Consider the following 17,707-nt stretch of genomic DNA (forward strand, 5'->3'; position numbering starts at 1 on the left):
GTGTCTCCGGTTAACGTCGCACCATGGAAGGCACCGCACCCGCCCCCGCAGATCCGTACGAGACGCCCCAGCCGCACCAGACGCACGAGCAGCCCGAGTCCCGACCGCCGCACGACCTCCACGCCCCCCACGACCCCTACGACCCGGCCGCCACCGAACGCTGGGCCGCCGAGCCGGACAAGCGCCCCGGCCGCACCGCCTTCCAGCGGGACCGCGCCCGCGTGCTGCACTCCGGCGCGCTGCGCCGCCTCGCGGGGAAGACCCAGGTCGTCACCCCCGGCACGCGCTCGTACGACTGGGACGCGAGCCCCCGTACCCGCCTCACCCACTCCCTGGAGTGCGCCCAGGTCGGCCGCGAGCTCGGCGCGGCCCTCGGCTGCGACCCCGACCTGGTCGAGGCCGCCTGCCTCTCCCACGACATGGGCCACCCGCCCTTCGGCCACAACGGCGAGGAGGCGCTCAACGAGTTCGCCCGCGACTGCGGCGGCTTCGAGGGCAACGCCCAGTCCCTGCGCCTGCTGACCCGGCTGGAACCAAAGCGCTTCGTGCCCGACCCGGCGAGCGGCGAGCTCGTCAGCGTCGGCCTCAACCTCACCCGCGCCTGCCTCGACGCCGCCACCAAGTACCCCTGGGCCCGCGGGGACCACCCCACCGACCCCGGCTCGGTGAAGTTCGGCGCGTACGAGGACGACCTGCCGGTCTTCACGTGGCTGCGCCGCGGCGCGCCCGCCGACCGCAAGTGCTTCGAAGCCCAGGTCATGGACTGGGCGGACGACGTCGCGTACTCCGTCCACGACTTCGAGGACGGCCTGCACGCGGGCCACCTCGACCCCAACCTGCTCTTCGCCGAGCCCGAGCGCACCGAGATCTGGCGGGTGGCCATCGGCCGGTACGTCCCCGCCGACACCGAGCCGGAGGAGCTGCGCGAGGCACTGGACCGCCTGATGGAACAGGAGTGGTGGCCGCACGGGTACGACGGCTCGGCCGTCGCCCAGGCCCGGCTCAAGGACGCCACCAGCCAGCTGATCGGCCGCTTCTGCCTGGCCGCCGAGGGGGCCACCCGCGAGGCGTACGGCTCCGGCCGCCTCACCCGGTACACGGCCGAACTGGTCGTCCCCCGCGAGGCGCGCAACGAGTGCGCGGTGCTCAAGGCGGTCGCCGACCTGTACGTCATGCAGCGCGACGATCAGGAGCGGATCCGCGCCGACCAGCGCGTCGTCCTGGCCGAACTCGCCGAGGCGCTCAGCGCCCGCGCCCCCGAGGGTTTGGACCCGCAGTTCCGGGCGCTCTTCGACGCCGCGGCGGACGACAGGGCCAGGAAAAGGGCGGTCATCGACCAGATCGCGTCCCTGACCGACGCTTCGGCCCGCTCCTTGCACGCACGCCTCACCCGGCGCACGCGACGCGCCGAAGGGTGAGCTGATCGGGCCACTCCCCCTTCACGCGGCAGGCTCGGTGCGGGACGCTCGCATGTGGTCGCATGTGGCGGTGAGGTTATGAGGAGGCATCAGGTGGTCGACGCACACCGGACATTCGTCATCGTCGGCGCGGGGCTGGCCGGGGCAAAAGCGGCCGAGGCACTGCGGTCCGAGGGGTTCACGGGGCGGGTGATCCTGATCGGCGACGAGCGCGACCATCCGTACGAGCGGCCCCCGCTGTCCAAGGGCTACCTGACGGGCAAGGACGACCGCGACAGCGTCTTCGTCCACGAGCCGTCCTGGTACGCCGCCTCCGACATCGAGCTGCACCTGGGCCAGCCGGCGGTGCACCTGGACCGGGACGCGAAGAAGGTGGTGCTCGGCGACGGCACCGCCCTGCACTACGACAAGCTGCTGCTGGCCACCGGCGCCGAGCCGCGCCGCCTGGACATCCCGGGCACCGGCCTCGCGGGGGTCCACCACCTGCGGCGGCTGGCCCACGCCGAGCGGCTGCGCAACGTACTGGGCACCCTCGGCCGGGACAACGGCCACCTGCTGATCGCGGGTGCCGGCTGGATCGGCCTGGAGGTCGCGGCCGCGGCCCGGGGCTACGGGGCCGAGGTCACCGTCGTGGAACCGCTGGCCACGCCGCTGCACGCGGTGCTGGGCCCGGAGATCGGCCGGCTCTTCGGGGACCTGCACGCCGACCACGGGGTGCGCTTCCACTTCGGGGCGCGGCTGACCGAGATCGTCGGCCACGACGGCATGGTGCTGGCCGCCCGTACGGATGACGGGGAGGAGCACCCGGCGCACGCCGTGCTCGCCGCGATCGGGGCCGCGCCCCGGACCGCGCTCGCCGAGACCTCCGGGCTGTCCCTGGTCGACCGGGAGCACGGCGGCGGGATCGCCGTGGACGCCTCGCTGCGGACCTCCGACCCGGACGTCTTCGCGGTGGGGGACGTGGCGGCCGCCCACCACCCGGTGCTCGGGACCCGGCTGCGGGTCGAGCACTGGGCCAACGCGCTCAACGGCGGTCCGGCCGCCGCGCGGGCGATGCTGGGGCAGGAGGTGGCGTACGACCGGGTGCCGTACTTCTTCTCGGACCAGTACGACGTGGGGCTCGAGTACTCGGGGTACGCGCCGCCCGGCGGCTACGACCAGGTGCTGATCCGGGGCGACGCGGGCAAGCGGGAGTTCATCGCGTTTTGGCTCTCGGAGGGGCGGGTACTGGCCGGAATGAACGTGAACGTGTGGGACGTCACCGAGCACATCCAGGCCCTGATCAGGTCGAAAGCGCCGGTGGACCGCGAAGCGCTGGCGGACCCGTCGGTTCCGCTCACGTCGCTGATCGGGTCCCGGGGGGCCTGACGGGATTGTCCGCGCCCGGCCGTAGACTTCACGCGTGGCAGGACGGATCAATGACGACGACGTGAAGGCGGTACGGGACGCGGTCCCGATCGACGCCGTGGTCTCCGACTACCTCCAGTTGCGCAACGCGGGCGGCGGCAACCTCAAGGGCCTCTGCCCCTTCCACGACGAGAAGTCCCCGTCCTTCCAGGTCAGTCCCAGCAAGGGTCTCTACCACTGCTTCGGCTGCCAGGCGGGCGGGGACACCCTCGACTTCATCATGAAGATCGACCACCTCTCCTTCTCGGAGGCGGTCGAGCGGCTCGCCGGCCAGGCCGGCATCACCCTGCGCTACGAAGAGGGCGGCTACACCGCCGGCACCAGCGGCCGCGGCGAGCGGATCCGGCTGGTCGAGGCGCACAAGGCCGCCGCCCAGTTCTACATGGACCAGCTGGGCAGCCCCGAGGCGGAGATCGGCCGCACCTTCCTGGCGGAGCGCGGCTTCGACCAGGGGGCGGCCGCGCACTTCAGCGTGGGCTACAGTCCGGCCGGCTGGGACCACCTGACCCGCTTCCTGCGCGGCAAGGGTTTCAGCGACAAGGAACTGATCACCTCCGGGCTCGCCCAGGACAGCCGCAGCGGAAAGCCCATCGACCGCTTCCGGGGCCGGCTGATGTGGCCGATCCGCGACATCAGCGGCGAGGTGGTGGGCTTCGGCGCGCGCAAGCTGCGCGACGACGACAACGGCCCCAAGTACCTGAACACGCCCGAGACGGCGATCTACAAGAAGTCCCAGGTGCTGTACGGCATCGACCTGGCGAAGAAGGAGATCGCGAAGACCTCGCGGGCCGTGGTCGTCGAGGGCTACACCGACGTGATGGCCTGCCACATGGCCGGGGTGACCACCGCGATCGCCACCTGCGGCACGGCCTTCGGCGGGGACCACATCAAGATCCTGCGCCGGCTGCTGATGGACAACGCCACCGCCGAAGTGATCTTCACCTTCGACGGCGACGCGGCCGGCCAGAAGGCGGCGCTGCGCGCCTTCGAGGACGACCAGAAGTTCGCGGCCGAGACCTCCATCGCGGTCACCCCCGGCGGTATGGACCCGTGCGACCTGCGCCTGGCGCAGGGGGACGCGGCGGTTTCCGGGCTCGTGGAGTCCCGCACTCCGCTGTTCGAGTTCGCGCTGCGGCACATCGTGGCCCGGCACAACCTGGAGAATCCGGCCGGCCGCGCGGCGGCGCTGGACGAGGCGGCTCCGGTGGTGGCCAACATCAAGAACATCGCGATCCAGCACGAGTCGGCGGTCCAGCTCGCGGGGATGCTGGGCATCCGCGACGAGCAGTTCGTCGTCAAGCGGGTCGCGCAGCTCGCGCGCTGGGCCCGGGAGCGCGGCAACCAGCCCCCGCAGCAGGGTCGGGGCGGCGGCCGGCAGTCCTACGCGGCCGCCCCCGAGCCCGCCGCGCGGCCGGCCGGCGGTCCGGCCCTGAACCTGCGCAGCCCGGCCCACCGTACCGAGCGGGAGCTCTTGAAGCTGGCCCTCCAGCGGCCGGCCCTGGTCTCCCCGGCCTTCGACGCGTACGGGATGGACGAGTTCACCGCTCCGCCCTACGCGGCCGTGCGCCAGGCGATCCAGGACGCGGGCGGCGCCTCGCTCGGCACCGAGGACTACCTGGCGCGCGTCCGTGGGGCCGCGCCGAACGACACCGTCCGCGCGCTCGTCACGGAGCTGGCCGTCGAGGCCATCCACGCCAAGACGGTGGACGAGATCTACGCGGGGGTCCAGCTGGTCCAGGTGCGGTTGCGCGCCGTCGACCGCCGGGTCCACGAGATCCAGGGCACGCTGTCCCGGCTCGGCCCGCAGGCCCCCCCGGAGCAACTGGCCGCGGTCCAGGAGGAGCTGTGGGTGCTCCAGCAGTACGGTCAGCGGCTGCGCAACCGCGGCGCCGAGGGCCTGTAGCCCCGCGGCCGCGTCAGCGCGCGAGCCAGTCCCCGCCGGGTATCTCCGTACCGGATCGCCGCAGGTCGCGGGCGAGCAGCGGGGACGCCAGGTAGACCCAGGCCCGTACCGGGGTGCCGTCGGGGCGCAGGGCCTCGCGGGCCGTCCGGTCGTACACGTTCCCCGGGCGGCCCGGGCCCCCGTACTCCTCCAGCAGGTCCAGCGCGGCCAGCAGCTCCGGGTAGCCGCCCGGGGCGGCGGTGACCAGCTCGCCGGCCACGGAGGAACCGGGCCGCTCCACCGCGAAGGGGTATCCCGGACCGTCGTAGAGGGCGGCGCCGGGGAGCCGGGCGGGCTCCTCCGAGGCCGTGCGGCCGCGCAGGAACAGGGCGTGGTTGACCTCGCCCGGGCGCAAGGTGCCGTAGACGAAGAACGGCAGCGGCGCGCCGGGATCGTTCGGCCGGACGACCGGTGTCACGGGGCCCTCCCTCGGGTGTGCGGGCACGGTCGGCGGGCTCGGACCGACGTCCCCGATCGCCCGCGCACCACCACCGTACGCACCGCTGCCGGACGGCCTCCCGCCGCCCGTGGGCCGGTACCGCTCGGGCGCACCGGCCGCCGTCCGACGCGAGTCGGGACCGCAGCGGCGTCACCCGGACGGCGCGGGCGCCCCGGATGGCCGCAGGATCGGCACTGACCTGCGGGGACGGACGGCCCGAGGAGGGCGAACGGGCCGAGCTGACGGGACCTCAGCAGGCGGGTGGCGCCCGGCCCGGGTTACCTCGGAAACACGACCCCGTGTCTCCAGGAGAGCCGCCATGCGCCGACGTACCGCCCACGCGCTGACCGCAGCCGCGCTGACCGCCGCCGCGTTCACCTGCCCGGTCGCCGGTGCGGTGGCGGCGGCGGAGCTGGGTACGGCGACTTTCGCCCCCGGTGATTTCGCCGCGCTGGAGGTGTGGCCCAAGTCGGCCGCGCCCGGCGGCACGGTCACCGTGAACACCACCGCCTGCGGCCGTGGCAGCCACGCCGACGGCGATGCCACGACGGTCGGCGGCGGCCGGTTCAAGCTGGTGCCGGGCACGCACAAGGAGGTGGTCGTGGGGCAGTTCCAGGTCGCCCGCGGCACCCGCCCCGGCACCTACGCCATCGGCGCGACCTGCGCGAACGGCAAGTTCGCCACCGGCGACCTGGTCGTCACCGAACGCGGCCCGCAGGGCCACGTCCGAACCGGGGTGGGCGGTGGCACGACCACCACCACCGACCCCGTCAAGATCGCGGCGGGAGCGGCCGTACTGGCCGTGTCCGCCGTCGGCGGTACCTGGCTCCTGCGTCGCCGGGCGAGCGGCACGCGGAGCTGACGGACGCCCACCGCGGCTCCGGCCGCGGTCCGACCGGTACCGTCCCCCGTCGCCCGCCCCGCGAGGTCCCCCCGTTCGCGGGGCCGGGCGACGGCCAGTCACCCCGAAACGGAAGCGGAGGGGGTCCTACGCATGGGTGGCGAATTCGGAGCCGCGGGCAGCCGGGGCCCGCGGCCCTGGCACCCGGCCGGCGGCCACCCCCGCCCCGGCGGCGGTCGATCCGGATGCGGTACGGGCTCGTCCGGCCGCAGCACCCCCACCGCCCGCCACGCCGGGCTCGTCGCCCTCGCCGCCTGCGTCGGTGTCTGGCTCGTGACCAGCGGCTCCCGCGAGCCCGTCGGGCCGCCCCTGCCCTCCCCCGCCGAGGCCCTGACCGCCGACGGCTTCGGTGGCCCCGGCATCGCCCCGCTGCCCGGCTCACCGCCCACCCGGATCCGGATCCCCTCCATCCGGGTCGACGCCCCGCTGACCGGGCTCGGCCTGGAGCCGGGCGGCAGTCTCGAAGTGCCCCCGCCCGCCCGGCGCGACCTGGCCGGCTGGTACCGCGAGGGCACCACTCCGGGGGCCACCGGTACGGCCGTCGTCGCGGGGCACGTGGACGACGCCGCGGGCCCGGCGGTCTTCTACCACCTGGGCGCGCTGCGCCGGGGAGCCGCCGTGGAGATCCCGCGCGCGGACGGGCGTACGGCCGTCTTCACGGTGCACGCGGTGGAGGTGTACGACGCCGGGGCCTTCCCCGACTCCCGTGTGTACGGCCCCTCGCGGAGGGCGGAGCTGCGGGTGATCACCTGCGGCGGCGGGTTCTCACCGCGCACGGGCTACCGGGGGAACGTGGTCGTCTTCGCCCACCTCACCGGTACGTACTGAGGCTTCCCGCCGGGCCGGCCGTCAGCCCCACTGCTCGAAGCCGAGCTTGACGACCAGCGCGCCCACGACGGTCAACAGCACGCCCCGGACGAAGCCGCTGCCCTTCTTGAGCGCCATGCGGGCGCCGACCATGCCGCCGGCCAGGTTGAACACCGCCATCAGCGCGGCCAACTGCCAGAGCACCATGCCCTGGTAGGCGAACATCGCGAGCGCTCCGGCATTGGTGCAGACATTGACGATCTTGGCGGTCGCGGAGGCGGTCAGCAGGTCGAGGTGGAGCAGCGCGGTGAGCGCGAGCACCAGGAAGGTGCCGGTGCCGGGCCCGACGAGGCCGTCGTAGAAGCCGATGCCGAGACCGGCCAGCCCGATGGCGAGCAGCACGCGGCCCCGGCTGACGGGCGAGGCGGCCGGGGCGGTGCCGAAGCCGGGCCGGAAGAGGACGAAGGCGGCGACGACGACGAGCACCACCATGATCAGCGGGCGCAGCGTGTCCTTGCTGATGCCCCCGGCGAGGGCGGCGCCGCCCATCGAACCGGCGAGCGCGGCCAGGCCGATGCGGACGGCGAGCTTCACGTCCACCGGCGCCTTGCGCACGTACGTCACGGCCGCTCCGGCCGTGCCGACGACCGCCACCGCCTTGTTGGTCCCGAGGACGGTGGCCGGGTGGGCGTTCGGCAGGCCGAGCAGCAGGGCCGGCAGGAGCAGCAGGCCGCCGCCGCCCACCACCGCGTCGATCCAGCCGGCCGCCGCGGCGGCCACGCACAGAACGATGATCATGGTCGTTGATATGTCAGGCACGGCCACGACCCTATGGACCCGTTCGGTGCACGGCCCATCAATCTCCGGAAACTTGCGCAAACGTTGAGCTTTGCCTGGCCGGCGCCCGGTCCGGGGCCACCGGAGCGGCCGGGTCCACGGCCGCCGTGAGCACGCTCGCGGCCAGTACGCCGGCCAGCCCGAGCCCGGCCGCCAGCCGCCGTGCGGGCGGTACGGCGGCCAGTGCGGCCAGCCCGGTCCGCGCCGCGGAGGGCTTGCGGTGGCGCGGCGGGGCGGTGCGGCGGCGGCCGGCCGGAGCGCCCACCGGGACGGGCGCGGACAGGGCGATGTGCAGCGGATGGCGCATGAGCGGTGGCCTCTCGGGAACGCGAGGAGGAACGGGGACCCGGCGTGACGGAACCGGGCGGGCGGGTTCAGGCGGTGAAGCACTCGCTGTGGATCGAGGCGGCCGGCACCCCGGCCCGCAGCAGCGCGGTCCGGGTCGACTCCGTCATCCCGGGCGGCCCGCACAGGTAGACGTCGTGATCGGCCAGGTCCGGCACCAGTTCGGCCAGGGCCCGGGGAGCGAGCGGGTCGTGGGCCGCGTCCGACGGCCCGAGCAGGTAGTGCAGTGCGGCCCGCCGCCCGGCGGCGATGGCCTCCAGCTCGGTGCGCAGGACCAGGTGCTCCTCGCCCCCGGCCCGGTAGAGCAGGGTGAGGTCCCCGGGGCCGCCCGGCAGGGTCTCGAACAGGGCCCGCATCGGGGTGATGCCCACTCCGCCGGCGATGAGCAGCACCTTGGGCCGGGTCCGCCGGGCGGCGGTGAGCGCACCGAACGGCCCGGTGGCGAGGACCCGCGTGCCGGGGCGCAGCCGGCGGATGCGGCGCGAGTGGCCGCCCAGGCCCTTGACGGTGATCCGCAGGGTGTTCCCCCGGACCGGCGCGGAGAGCGAGAACGGCAGGGCGGTGTGCCACAGCCGCCGCTGGAGGAACCGCCAGCGCAGGAACTGCCCCGGCTCGGCCCGCAGTTCCGCCAGATGCTCCCCGTGGACGACGACGGAGACCACCCCGGGCCCCTCGACCCGGACCTCCGCGACCCGCAGCCCGTGCCGCAGTGCCTGCCGTACGGGCACCACGACCCGGTACCAGAGCAGCAGGACGGCGACCGTGGTGTGGGCGAGCGCCCAGAACCAGGCCACCGGCGCCAGATCGGGCCCGGCGAGCTGGTGGCCGAAAGCCAGCGCGGCGGCGAGGTGGGCGAGCAGGTGCACCCCGCGCCAGGTTTCGTGCGGCACCCGGCGGCGTACCGCGCGGGCGGATGTGGCGCCGACCGCGGCCAGGAGGACGGTCCCGGCCGCGGCGGCGGCGAGCGCGGGGTAGCCGAGCAGCTCCCGGGCGGCGGTGACCACGTCGACGCCTTCGTGCACGGCGTACCCGAGGAGGGCGAAGAGTCCGTGCCCGAAGCAGAGCAGCAGGACGTACCGGCCGCCGCGGGCGTGCCAGCGGGCGAGCCGATCGGCGCCGACCCCGTGCTCGACGGCGGGCACCCGGGCCATCAGGAACAGCACGACCAGCACTCCGTACCCGGCGAGCAGGCCCGTCAGGTGCGCGGCCGTGGCGAAGAGGGCCTCGGGCCGGGCGGAGGGCCGTACCTGCACCGCCCAGAGCAGGGCCACCACCCCCGTCCCGCCCAGGATCGCGCTCCTGACCCGCACCGCAGCATCTCGCATGGGCGTCACGCTAAGGGCACCGCCGGTGACGCGGATGGTCCTTAAGTCGGCCTTGAGGAAGGCCTCACGGACCCTTAACCCCAGTGCTGAGGTCGGCGTTCCGTCCGGGTAACAGGAGCGATGCGGCGGGGAAACAGCGGCACCGCACGCTCGTGCCATGACCTCGGAGCAGCGTGTGGTGGTGATCGGCGGCGGCCTGGCGGGCCTGCGGCTCGCGCAGCGGATGGGCCCGGCCGCGGCGGTGACCGTCCTCGGCGAGGAGAGCCACGCGCCGTACAACCGCGTGCTGCTCGCCGAAGTGCTGGCGGGCCGCTACGCCCCCGAGGTCACCGCGCTCCCGTCCCCCGGCCCAGTGCTGCGCCGGGGGGTCCGGGCGGTCCGCGTCGACCGCGCGGAGCGGGCGGTGCACTGCGACGACGGCACGGTGGAGCGGTACGACACGCTGGTGATGGCCACCGGGTCCAACCCCGTGCTGCCGCCGCTGCGGGGGCTGTTCGAGCCCGAGGGGCGGGACCTCCCGGACGGCGTGCACGCGTTCCGCACCATGGACGACTGCCTGGCCCTGTCGGCGGCCGTCCGCCCGGGTGTGCGGGCGGTGGTGATCGGCGGGGGCCTGCTGGGCGTCTCGGCGGCCCGGGCCCTGAACGCACGCGGTGCTCAGGTGGTCCTGGCGCAGCAGGGCGAGCGCCTGATGGAACGCCAGCTGGACGCGGACGCCTCCGCCCTGCTGCACACCCACCTCACCGCTCTGGGCGTGGAGATCCACACGGAGTGCCGCGTCCGCGGCCTCGTCACCGCGGCCCCTTTGCCGGGATCCCGGCCCGGATCCCGCGCCCCGCACCAGGGTCCGTCGGCGGAAGGGGGCCGGGGGAACCGCCGGGTCACCGGGGTCGAGCTCGCCGACGGCTACCGGCTCGACGCCGACCTCGTCGTGCTGGCCTGCGGCGTACGGCCCCGCACCGGTCTCGCCCTGGCCGCCGGACTGGTGGTCCGCAAGGGCATCGTGGTCGACGACCGGCTCCGCACCAGCGACCCGCGCGTCCACGCCATCGGCGACTGCGCCGAGCACGCCGGGCGGGTGTACGGCCTGGCGGGCGCCGCACTGGAGCAGGCCGACGCGCTCGCCTCGGTCCTCACCGGCACCGACACCGACACGGGAACCGGAACCGATGGCGGCGCCGGCGCCGTCCCGCCGCCCGGCGCCCCGGTCCCGTACGCCGGCACCAGGGCCCTGACCCGTCTCACCCTCGGCGCAACCGCGCACGGGCACTTCGACCTCGCCGCGTTCGGCGAGACCACCGCCCTCCCGGGCGACGACGTGGTCCGCCTCGCCGACGCCACCCGCCGGACCTACCGGAAGGTCGTCGTCCGCGGCGACCGCCTCGTCGGCGGCGTGCTGCTCGGGGAGCTCTCCACCGTGGGCGCCCTCGCCCGCGGCTGGGAGGGCGACGAACCCCTGCACGACCCCGCCGACCTGTTCCATCTGCTCACCGACGACGGAGGCCACTGACATGACCAAGCCCCTGCCCACGATCGTGCTCATCGGGCACGGCATGGTCGGCCAGCGCTACCTGGAGGCGCTCGCCGAGCGCGGTGCGACCCGGACCCACCGGATCACCGTGCTCTGCGAGGAGCCCCGGCCCGCCTACGACCGCGTGCACCTGACCTCGTACTTCTCCGGAAGCACCCCCGAGGACCTGTCGATGACCCCGGCCGGGTTCATGGCGGAGCACGGCATCGCGCTCCACCTCGACGACCCCGCCGAGCACATCGACCGCGACGCCCGCACCGTCACCTCCCGCTCGGGGCAGGTCTTCCCGTACGACGTCCTCGTCCTCGCCACCGGCAGCTACCCCTTCGTGCCGCCCGTTCCGGGCAAGGACGCCCCCGGCTGCTTCGTGTACCGCACCATCGAGGACCTCCTGGCCATCGAGGAGTACGCCAAGGACCGCACCAGCGGCGCGGTCGTCGGCGGCGGCCTCCTCGGGCTGGAAGCCGCGGGCGCGCTCCAGGGCCTCGGCCTCGCCACGCGGGTCGTCGAGTTCGCGCCGCGCCTGATGCCCGTCCAGGTCGACGACGGCGGCGGCGCCGCCCTGCTGCGCACCATCGAGTCCATGGGCCTGACCGTCCACACCGGTGTCGGCACCCAGGAAGTGGTGACCGGGGAGGACGGCGCGGTCAGCGGCATGCGGCTCTCCGACGGCTCGACCGTCGACGCCGACCTCGTCGTCTTCTCCGCCGGCGTCCGCCCCCGCGACCAGCTGGCCCGCGACGCGGGGCTGGACGTCGGCGAGCGCGGCGGCATCGCCGTCGACGCCCGCTGCCGCACCTCCGACCCGCACGTCTACGCCATCGGCGAGTGCGCGCTGGCCTGCGACGGCCGCGTCTACGGTCTGGTCGCCCCCGGCTACGAGATGGCCGAGACGGCCGCCGAGGACCTGCTGGGCCGGGAGAAGGAGTTCACCGGAGCCGACCTCTCCACCAAGCTCAAGCTGCTCGGCGTCGACGTGGCCTCCTTCGGCGACGCCCACGGCGCCACCCCCGGGAGCCTCGACGTCGTCTGGTCCGACTCGCGCACCGGGGTCTACAAGAAGCTGGTCGTCTCCCCCGACGGCATCCTGCTCGGCGGGGTGCTGGTCGGCGACGCGGACTCCTACGGGCTGCTGCGCCCGCTCACCGGCAGCGTGCCGCCGGTCGCCCCCGAGCAGCTGGTGCTGCCCGCCGGCCTCGGCGCGCCCGTCGCCCTCGGCCCCTCCTCGCTCCCCGACCACGCGGTGATCTGCTCCTGCCACAACGTCACCAAGAAGGCCATCACCGCCTGCTCAACCGTCCCCGAGGTCAAGAAGTGCACCAAGGCGGGCACCGGCTGCGGCAGCTGCCTCAAGGTGATCGGCCAGCTGCTGCCCGCCGCGGCCGACCAGGGGCTGTGCGGCTGCTTCCCGTACACCCGCTCCGAGCTGTACGAGATCGTCCGCACCCGCCGGCTGACCTCGTACGAGCAGCTGCTCGACGGCCACGGCCGCCCGGAGGCGCGCGGTGGCGACGGCTGCGAGGTCTGCAAGCCGACCGTCGGCTCGATCATCGCCTCGCTCGCCGCGACGCTGGGCGCGAGCGGCTACGTCCTGGACGGCGAGCAGGCCTCCCTCCAGGACACCAACGACCACTTCCTGGCGAACCTGCAGCGCAACGGCTCGTACTCGGTCGTCCCGCGCATCCCCGGCGGTGAGATCACCCCCGACAAGCTGATCGTGATCGGCGAGGTGGCTCGCGACTTCGGCCTCTACACGAAGATCACCGGGGGCCAGCGGATCGACCTGTTCGGCGCGAGCGTCGACCAGCTCCCCCGCATCTGGGCCCGCCTCGTCGACGCCGGCTTCGAGTCCGGGCACGCGTACGGGAAGGCCCTGCGGACGGTGAAGTCGTGCGTGGGGCAGACCTGGTGCCGCTACGGGGTGCAGGACAGCGTACGGATGGCCATCGACCTGGAGCTGCGCTACCGGGGGCTGCGCGCCCCGCACAAGCTCAAGTCGGCGGTGTCCGGCTGCGCCCGCGAGTGCGCGGAGGCACAGAGCAAGGACTTCGGGGTCATCGCGACGGCGAGCGGCTGGAACCTCTACGTCGGCGGCAACGGCGGCGCCACCCCGCGCCACGCCGACCTGCTCGCGCAGGACCTCTCCGACGCCGAGCTGATCCGGCTCATCGACCGGTTCCTGATGTTCTACATCCGCACCGCCGACCGGCTGGAGCGGACCTCCACCTGGCTGGAGCGGCTGGAGGGCGGCCTGGACCACCTGCGGGACGTCGTCGTGCACGACTCCCTGGGCCTGTGCGCCGAGCTGGAGTCCCTGATGGCCGACCACGTGGCGCACTACCGCGACGAGTGGGCCGAGACGCTGGAGGACCCGGAGCGGCTGCGCCGATTCGTCTCCTTCGTCAACGCTCCCGGCGCCCCCGACCCGACCGTGCGGTTCGTCCCCGAGCGGGACCAGGTCAAGCCGGACCTGACCGTCCTCACCCTTCAGCCGCTGGAATCCCTGGGAGGCACCCGATGACCGTAGAGCTGCGCGTGGCCGAGGGCTGGCTGACGGTGTGCGAGCTTTCCTCGCTGACCCCGGGGCGCGGGGTGGCCGCCCTGCTGCCCGACGGGAGCCAGGCCGCGGTGTTCGTGGACCGCTCCGGGCGTACGTACGCCATCGGCAACCAGGACCCCTTCACCGGGGCGCACGTGCTCTCGCGGGGGCTGCTGGGCTGCGCGGGCGGGCGGCCCTTCGTGGCCTCACCGCTGCTCAAGCAGCGCTTCGACCTGGAGTCGGGGCGCTGCCTGGACGACGAGGAGGTGGCGGTCCGGACCTACCGGGTGCGGACCGCCGCGACCTCCTGAGCGACGCGCGGGCGGGTCAGCCCTGGACCGCCGCCGGGTCCATCCACATGATCTCCCAGGTGTGGCCGTCCAGGTCGTCGAAGGCGCGGCCGTACATGAACCCGTGGTCCTGGGCCGGCCGGGGCTCGGTCGCCCCGGCCGCGACGGCCCCGTCGACGAGCTCGTCGACGGCGGTGCGGCTCTCGGCGCTCAGACAGAGCAGGACCTCGGAGGTCCGAGTGGCGTCCGCGATCTCCTTGTGGGTGAAGTCCTTGTAGCGGGCCTCGGTCAGCAGCATCGCGACGATGGTGTCGCTGATCACCACGGAGGCGCAGTTCTCGTCGCTGAACCGGGCGTTCAAGGAGTAGCCGAGCTTGCCCCAGAAGGCCTTGCTCGCGTCCAGGTCCTTGACCGGCAGGTTGACGAAGATCATGGTGGCGGACATCTCGGTTCCTCTTCTCTCGCATCACTCGGGCGTCGTGCGGCGCCTTCGAGGGACAGACCGAGGGGCCGGGCGGAAATCATCGGTGCCGGGCGAAGTTTTTCGCGTCTTCCGCGCGGCCGCGCGAACGAGCAGGCCAGGGCCGTGAGCGGAAGGTACGCGCCGCCGCACGGTCCGCAGTACGGGCCCCCGCGGGTCCTCCGCGCCGGCCCCCGCACGGTCCTCAGGCGGCCGAGCGCAGCTCCACCGCCGCCAGGGGTACGAAACCCAGCCGGCCCTCGCCGCGCAGCGAGCCGGGGCCCGGGCCCCGGCCGTCGCCGTCGCCTCCCGACAGCCGCTTGTGCAGGGCCAGCGCGATCCGCTCGCCCTGCGCCTTGGCCCGTTCCGCGTGCGGCCCCCGGTGCCGGCCGTCGACGGCCGCGGTCCACAGCTGCACCCAGCGCCCGAAGTCCGCGGCGGTCATGGACCGCACCGAGTTCAGGGCGGCGTGCGGGGCGAAGGCGTCGTGGCGGTAGTCGGCGGTGCGGAAGAGGGCGCGCTCCCAGAAGTCGGCGATCCGGGCCAGGTGGACGTCGAGGTCCGTGCCCGCGATCTCGGTGAAGAACGGCCCGATCCGCCGGTCGGCGAAGGCGGCCGTGTAGAAGCGGCGCAGCACGACCTCCAGGTCGGCGCGGCCGGAGATGTCGGCAACGACGGAGTGGTTCATCCTTCCACCATCCTCCCCCACCGGTCCCGCTCCCAGGGCGCAAAGTCCCCTCCTGGGGCACGACCGGCCCGGCCGGCGGCGCGCGGGGCTCTGCGCGCGGAGCGCATCGGCGCGCCGAAGTACCCCGCCGGAGGATTGAACCCCGACCGGTCGCTCGGGCGTAATGAGGAGTTGACGTCACGTCAACTGGCGTCTTCTAGGTTCCTCGACGCGTGCGACCCCGCGTCCGACCGGCTGCGGGGCCTTTCCTCCCACAGGAGTGACCGTGGAACGTCGTAACTTCCTTCGCGGTGCCGTCATCGGCACGTCGGCGGCCGCCTTCGGCGGCACGCTGATGCGCGGCGCCGCCTACGCGGCGCCCGCCCAGCCCGGTCCCGGCCCCTACGGGGCGCTGGGCGCGGCGGATACGAACGGCATCATGCTCCCCAGCGGCTTCACCAGCCGGGTGATCGCCCGCTCCGGCCAGACCGTCAGCGGTACCTCGTACACCTGGCACAGCGCTCCCGACGGCGGCGCCTGCTACGTCGACGGCTCCGGCTGGATCTACGTGTCCAACTCGGAGATCAACCCGAGCGGCGGTGCCAGCGCGGTGAAGTTCAACTCCTCCGGCACCGTCACCGGCGCCTACCGCATCCTCTCCAACACCCGGCAGAACTGTGCCGGCGGCAAGACCCCGTGGAACACGTGGCTGTCCTGTGAGGAGGTCGACCGGGGCTTCGTCTACGAGGCCGACCCGTACGGCGTGAACGCCTCCGTGCAGCGGCCCGCGATGGGCCGGTTCAAGCACGAGGCGGCGGCGGCCGACCCGGTCCGCCGGGTGATCTACCTGACGGAGGACGAGAGCAGCGGCTGCTTCTACCGGTTCATCCCGAACACCTGGGGCAACCTCTCCTCCGGCACCCTCCAGGTCCTGAAGGCCGGCACGGCCACCTCCGGCTCCTTCACCTGGGCCGACGTCCCCGACCCGGACGGCTCGCCGACCGCGACCCGCAGCCAGGTCTCCGGCTCGAAGAAGTTCAACGGCGGCGAGGGCTGCCACTACGCCAACGACACGGTCTGGTTCACCACCAAGGGCGACAACCGGCTCTGGCAGCTCAACCTCACCAACAACACCTACGAGCTGGCCTACGACGATTCGCTGGTGCCCGGCGGCGCGGCCCCGCTGACGGGTGTCGACAACGTCACCGGCTCTTCGTACGGGGACCTGTACGTCGCCGAGGACGGGGGCAACATGGAGATCTGCGTGATCACCCCGGACGACGTGGTGGCGCCGTTCCTGCGGATCACCGGCCAGTCCTCCTCGGAGATCTGCGGCCCGGCCTTCTCCCCGGCCGGCAACCGGCTGTACTTCTCCAGCCAGCGCGGTACGAGCGGCAGCTCCACCGGCGGCATCACCTACGAGGTCACCGGCCCCTTCCGCGTCTAGGACCGGGCCCGGCCGTCCCCCGGACCCGGTCCGGGGGACGGCACCGCGGCCCCTGGTCAGGAGGCCACGGCTCCGCCCTTGAGGAGGGCGGCCCCCAGCGGGGTCACCGTGTGCAGGACCGCGTTCCCGTGGCGCAGGGTGGTGACCAGGCCCGCTTCGCGCATCACGCAGGCGTGCTGGCTCGCCGAGGCCAGTGAGACCCCGGCCCGGCGGGCCAGTTCGCTGGTGGTGGCCCCGTCGCCGATGGCTCGCAGCACCACCGAGCGGGTGTGACCGACCAGCTTGCCCAGGGTGCGCTGGCGCTGCTCCTCCACCGGCCGGGCGGCCTCGCCGCCGGCGGGTGCCGAGGCCAGCTGCGCGGCGGCCGGGTAGACCAGTACGGGCGGCAGCTCCGGGTCGTGCAGGGTCACGGCGGTGCGCCGGCAGAAGAAGGACGGCTGGAGCAGCAGCCCGCGCCCCCGCAGCCGCACGTCGCGGTCCACGGGGTAGTCGCACTCCAGCACCGGCGCCCGCCACCGCAGCATCGGCGGCAGCGAGGCCAGCAGCTCGTCCGCGCCGCCGTCCAGCAGCGCACGGCCGCGCGCGGCCCGCTCGGCCTCGATCTGGGCCTGGATGTGGGTCCAGTACGGCTCCACGGCCGCCCGGTGGTACGCGCGCAGCTCCCCCAGCAGCCTCGGCAGGTGCCGGGGGCCGTCGTCGAGGAACTCCCGCAGTCTGGGCGGCAGCAGCGCGACCGCGCCGGGTCGGCCGCCCGCGTCCGCCGGGCTCCCGGAGCCGCCGAGGCCCGCTCCGAAGCCCGCGGCCGCTCTCGCGCCGATCCCCGAGGTGAGCAGCAGCAGCTCGCGCCGCATCCGCTCGGGCCTGATGCCGCGCAGGGCGTCCACGGCCACGTCCCACCCGTACTGCCCCTCCACGGGGGTCAGGAAATCGGGGAAATAGCCGCGACTCGGTATGAGCATACCGAGCATGCGTGTTTCACTATTCAACCTGCTCCGGGTTTCTGTCCGCCATTCACCGAACAACCGCGCATCACGCCGGTCCCTTAACCGGTGAAAGCTGAGAATCGTTTCCCACAACGCATCGGGACGCCCTGCCATCCGTACGCGTGCCAGGTCCACTCCAGTGAAATGGATACGCAGCACCGAACCCCCACCTGTGCAACCGCAATCCCCCCGCCCCATGAGTATGCACGCCGTCACACGTGGTCACCACGCCCTTTCAGCCACAGTTGAAACCCCTTTCGGCAGGGGCGTGACAACCGAAATCCTGTACTCCGCCGGGCACACTCCGGTGCGACCGAAACGCTCCGCGAAGGCCGTGGGGGGCTTTGCGGGGCCTGGCGGTCGGTCGCA

At 73.8% G+C, this 17,707-nt stretch carries 16 protein-coding genes; 9 read left to right on the plus strand and 7 right to left on the minus strand.

Translation table 11 applies throughout. The features are described 5' to 3' along the window. The first annotated feature begins 23 nt into the window (after positions 1 to 23). From ACWFQ8_RS19450 to dnaG, 3 genes are all read left to right on the plus strand, one after another. Positions 24 to 1,418 (plus strand): deoxyguanosinetriphosphate triphosphohydrolase, encoded by a 1,395-nt coding sequence (locus ACWFQ8_RS19450; protein ID WP_453787479.1) that lies wholly within the window; start codon positions 24 to 26, stop codon positions 1,416 to 1,418. 93 nt (positions 1,419 to 1,511) lie between these two features. Then, on the plus strand, positions 1,512 to 2,786 hold the full coding sequence (locus ACWFQ8_RS19455) for an NAD(P)/FAD-dependent oxidoreductase (protein ID WP_453787480.1): 1,275 nt from the start codon (positions 1,512 to 1,514) through the stop codon (positions 2,784 to 2,786). A 34-nt stretch (positions 2,787 to 2,820) separates the two neighbouring features. After that, the gene (gene dnaG, locus ACWFQ8_RS19460; RefSeq protein WP_453787481.1) at positions 2,821 to 4,728 is read left to right on the plus strand and encodes a DNA primase; all 1,908 of its coding nucleotides are present in this window, start codon (positions 2,821 to 2,823) and stop codon (positions 4,726 to 4,728) included. Between the two features lie 13 nt (positions 4,729 to 4,741). Here the strand turns inward: dnaG and ACWFQ8_RS19465 are convergent, their stop codons facing one another. Beyond that, positions 4,742 to 5,185 carry a gamma-glutamylcyclotransferase family protein gene (locus ACWFQ8_RS19465; protein ID WP_453787482.1) on the minus strand — a complete coding sequence of 148 codons (444 nt, stop codon included), beginning with the start codon at positions 5,183 to 5,185 and terminating at the stop codon, positions 4,742 to 4,744. A gap of 340 nt (positions 5,186 to 5,525) precedes the next feature. Here ACWFQ8_RS19465 and ACWFQ8_RS19470 point away from each other — a divergent pair, with 340 nt between their 5' ends. Both ACWFQ8_RS19470 and ACWFQ8_RS19475 read left to right on the plus strand, forming a co-directional pair. Continuing rightward, positions 5,526 to 6,068 carry a hypothetical protein gene (locus ACWFQ8_RS19470; protein WP_453787483.1) on the plus strand — a complete coding sequence of 181 codons (543 nt, stop codon included), beginning with the start codon at positions 5,526 to 5,528 and terminating at the stop codon, positions 6,066 to 6,068. A 132-nt stretch (positions 6,069 to 6,200) separates the two neighbouring features. After that, positions 6,201 to 6,935, plus strand: coding sequence for a class F sortase (locus tag ACWFQ8_RS19475; RefSeq protein ID WP_453787484.1), 735 nt, complete (start codon positions 6,201 to 6,203; stop codon positions 6,933 to 6,935). A gap of 21 nt (positions 6,936 to 6,956) precedes the next feature. On the opposite strand, the gene ACWFQ8_RS19480 is transcribed toward ACWFQ8_RS19475, so the two are convergent. From ACWFQ8_RS19480 to ACWFQ8_RS19490, 3 genes are all read right to left on the minus strand, one after another. Beyond that, positions 6,957 to 7,733, minus strand: a complete 777-nt coding sequence (locus tag ACWFQ8_RS19480) for a sulfite exporter TauE/SafE family protein (RefSeq protein ID WP_453787485.1) — start codon at positions 7,731 to 7,733, stop codon at positions 6,957 to 6,959. A 37-nt stretch (positions 7,734 to 7,770) separates the two neighbouring features. Beyond that, positions 7,771 to 8,058: a hypothetical protein gene (locus tag ACWFQ8_RS19485; RefSeq protein ID WP_453787486.1), complete on the minus strand. Its 288-nt coding sequence runs from the start codon at positions 8,056 to 8,058 to the stop codon at positions 7,771 to 7,773. A 67-nt stretch (positions 8,059 to 8,125) separates the two neighbouring features. Continuing rightward, a complete protein-coding gene (locus ACWFQ8_RS19490; RefSeq protein WP_453787487.1) occupies positions 8,126 to 9,421 on the minus strand; it encodes a ferredoxin reductase family protein in 1,296 nt (431 codons plus the stop codon). Positions 9,422 to 9,578: 157 nt separating this feature from the next. Here ACWFQ8_RS19490 and ACWFQ8_RS19495 point away from each other — a divergent pair, with 157 nt between their 5' ends. From ACWFQ8_RS19495 to nirD, 3 genes are read left to right on the plus strand one after another with little or no spacing between them, the layout of a single operon-like run. Continuing rightward, positions 9,579 to 10,931, plus strand: a complete 1,353-nt coding sequence (locus ACWFQ8_RS19495) for an NAD(P)/FAD-dependent oxidoreductase (RefSeq protein WP_453787488.1) — start codon at positions 9,579 to 9,581, stop codon at positions 10,929 to 10,931. Between the two features lies 1 nt (position 10,932). Further along, entirely contained in the window at positions 10,933 to 13,473 is a 2,541-nt protein-coding gene (nirB, locus tag ACWFQ8_RS19500; protein ID WP_453787489.1) for a nitrite reductase large subunit NirB, read from the plus strand. Further along, positions 13,470 to 13,802, plus strand: a complete 333-nt coding sequence (gene nirD / locus ACWFQ8_RS19505; protein WP_384541423.1) for a nitrite reductase small subunit NirD — start codon at positions 13,470 to 13,472, stop codon at positions 13,800 to 13,802. Before nirB ends, nirD begins: the two co-directional genes overlap by 4 nt. Before the next feature lie 16 nt (positions 13,803 to 13,818). On the opposite strand, the gene ACWFQ8_RS19510 is transcribed toward nirD, so the two are convergent. Both ACWFQ8_RS19510 and ACWFQ8_RS19515 read right to left on the minus strand, forming a co-directional pair. Then, positions 13,819 to 14,226, minus strand: coding sequence for a VOC family protein (locus ACWFQ8_RS19510; RefSeq protein WP_453787490.1), 408 nt, complete (start codon positions 14,224 to 14,226; stop codon positions 13,819 to 13,821). 220 nt (positions 14,227 to 14,446) lie between these two features. Beyond that, a complete protein-coding gene (locus ACWFQ8_RS19515) occupies positions 14,447 to 14,929 on the minus strand; it encodes a group III truncated hemoglobin (protein WP_453787491.1) in 483 nt (160 codons plus the stop codon). A gap of 265 nt (positions 14,930 to 15,194) precedes the next feature. Here ACWFQ8_RS19515 and ACWFQ8_RS19520 point away from each other — a divergent pair, with 265 nt between their 5' ends. Next, entirely contained in the window at positions 15,195 to 16,355 is a 1,161-nt protein-coding gene (locus tag ACWFQ8_RS19520; RefSeq protein WP_453787492.1) for an alkaline phosphatase PhoX, read from the plus strand. 56 nt (positions 16,356 to 16,411) lie between these two features. Here ACWFQ8_RS19520 and ACWFQ8_RS19525 read toward each other — a convergent pair whose 3' ends face one another. Next, positions 16,412 to 17,497 carry a helix-turn-helix domain-containing protein gene (locus ACWFQ8_RS19525; RefSeq protein WP_453787493.1) on the minus strand — a complete coding sequence of 362 codons (1,086 nt, stop codon included), beginning with the start codon at positions 17,495 to 17,497 and terminating at the stop codon, positions 16,412 to 16,414. Between the last annotated feature and the right edge of the window lie 210 nt (positions 17,498 to 17,707).

Source organism: Streptomyces sp. NPDC055254, from assembly GCF_053606025.1.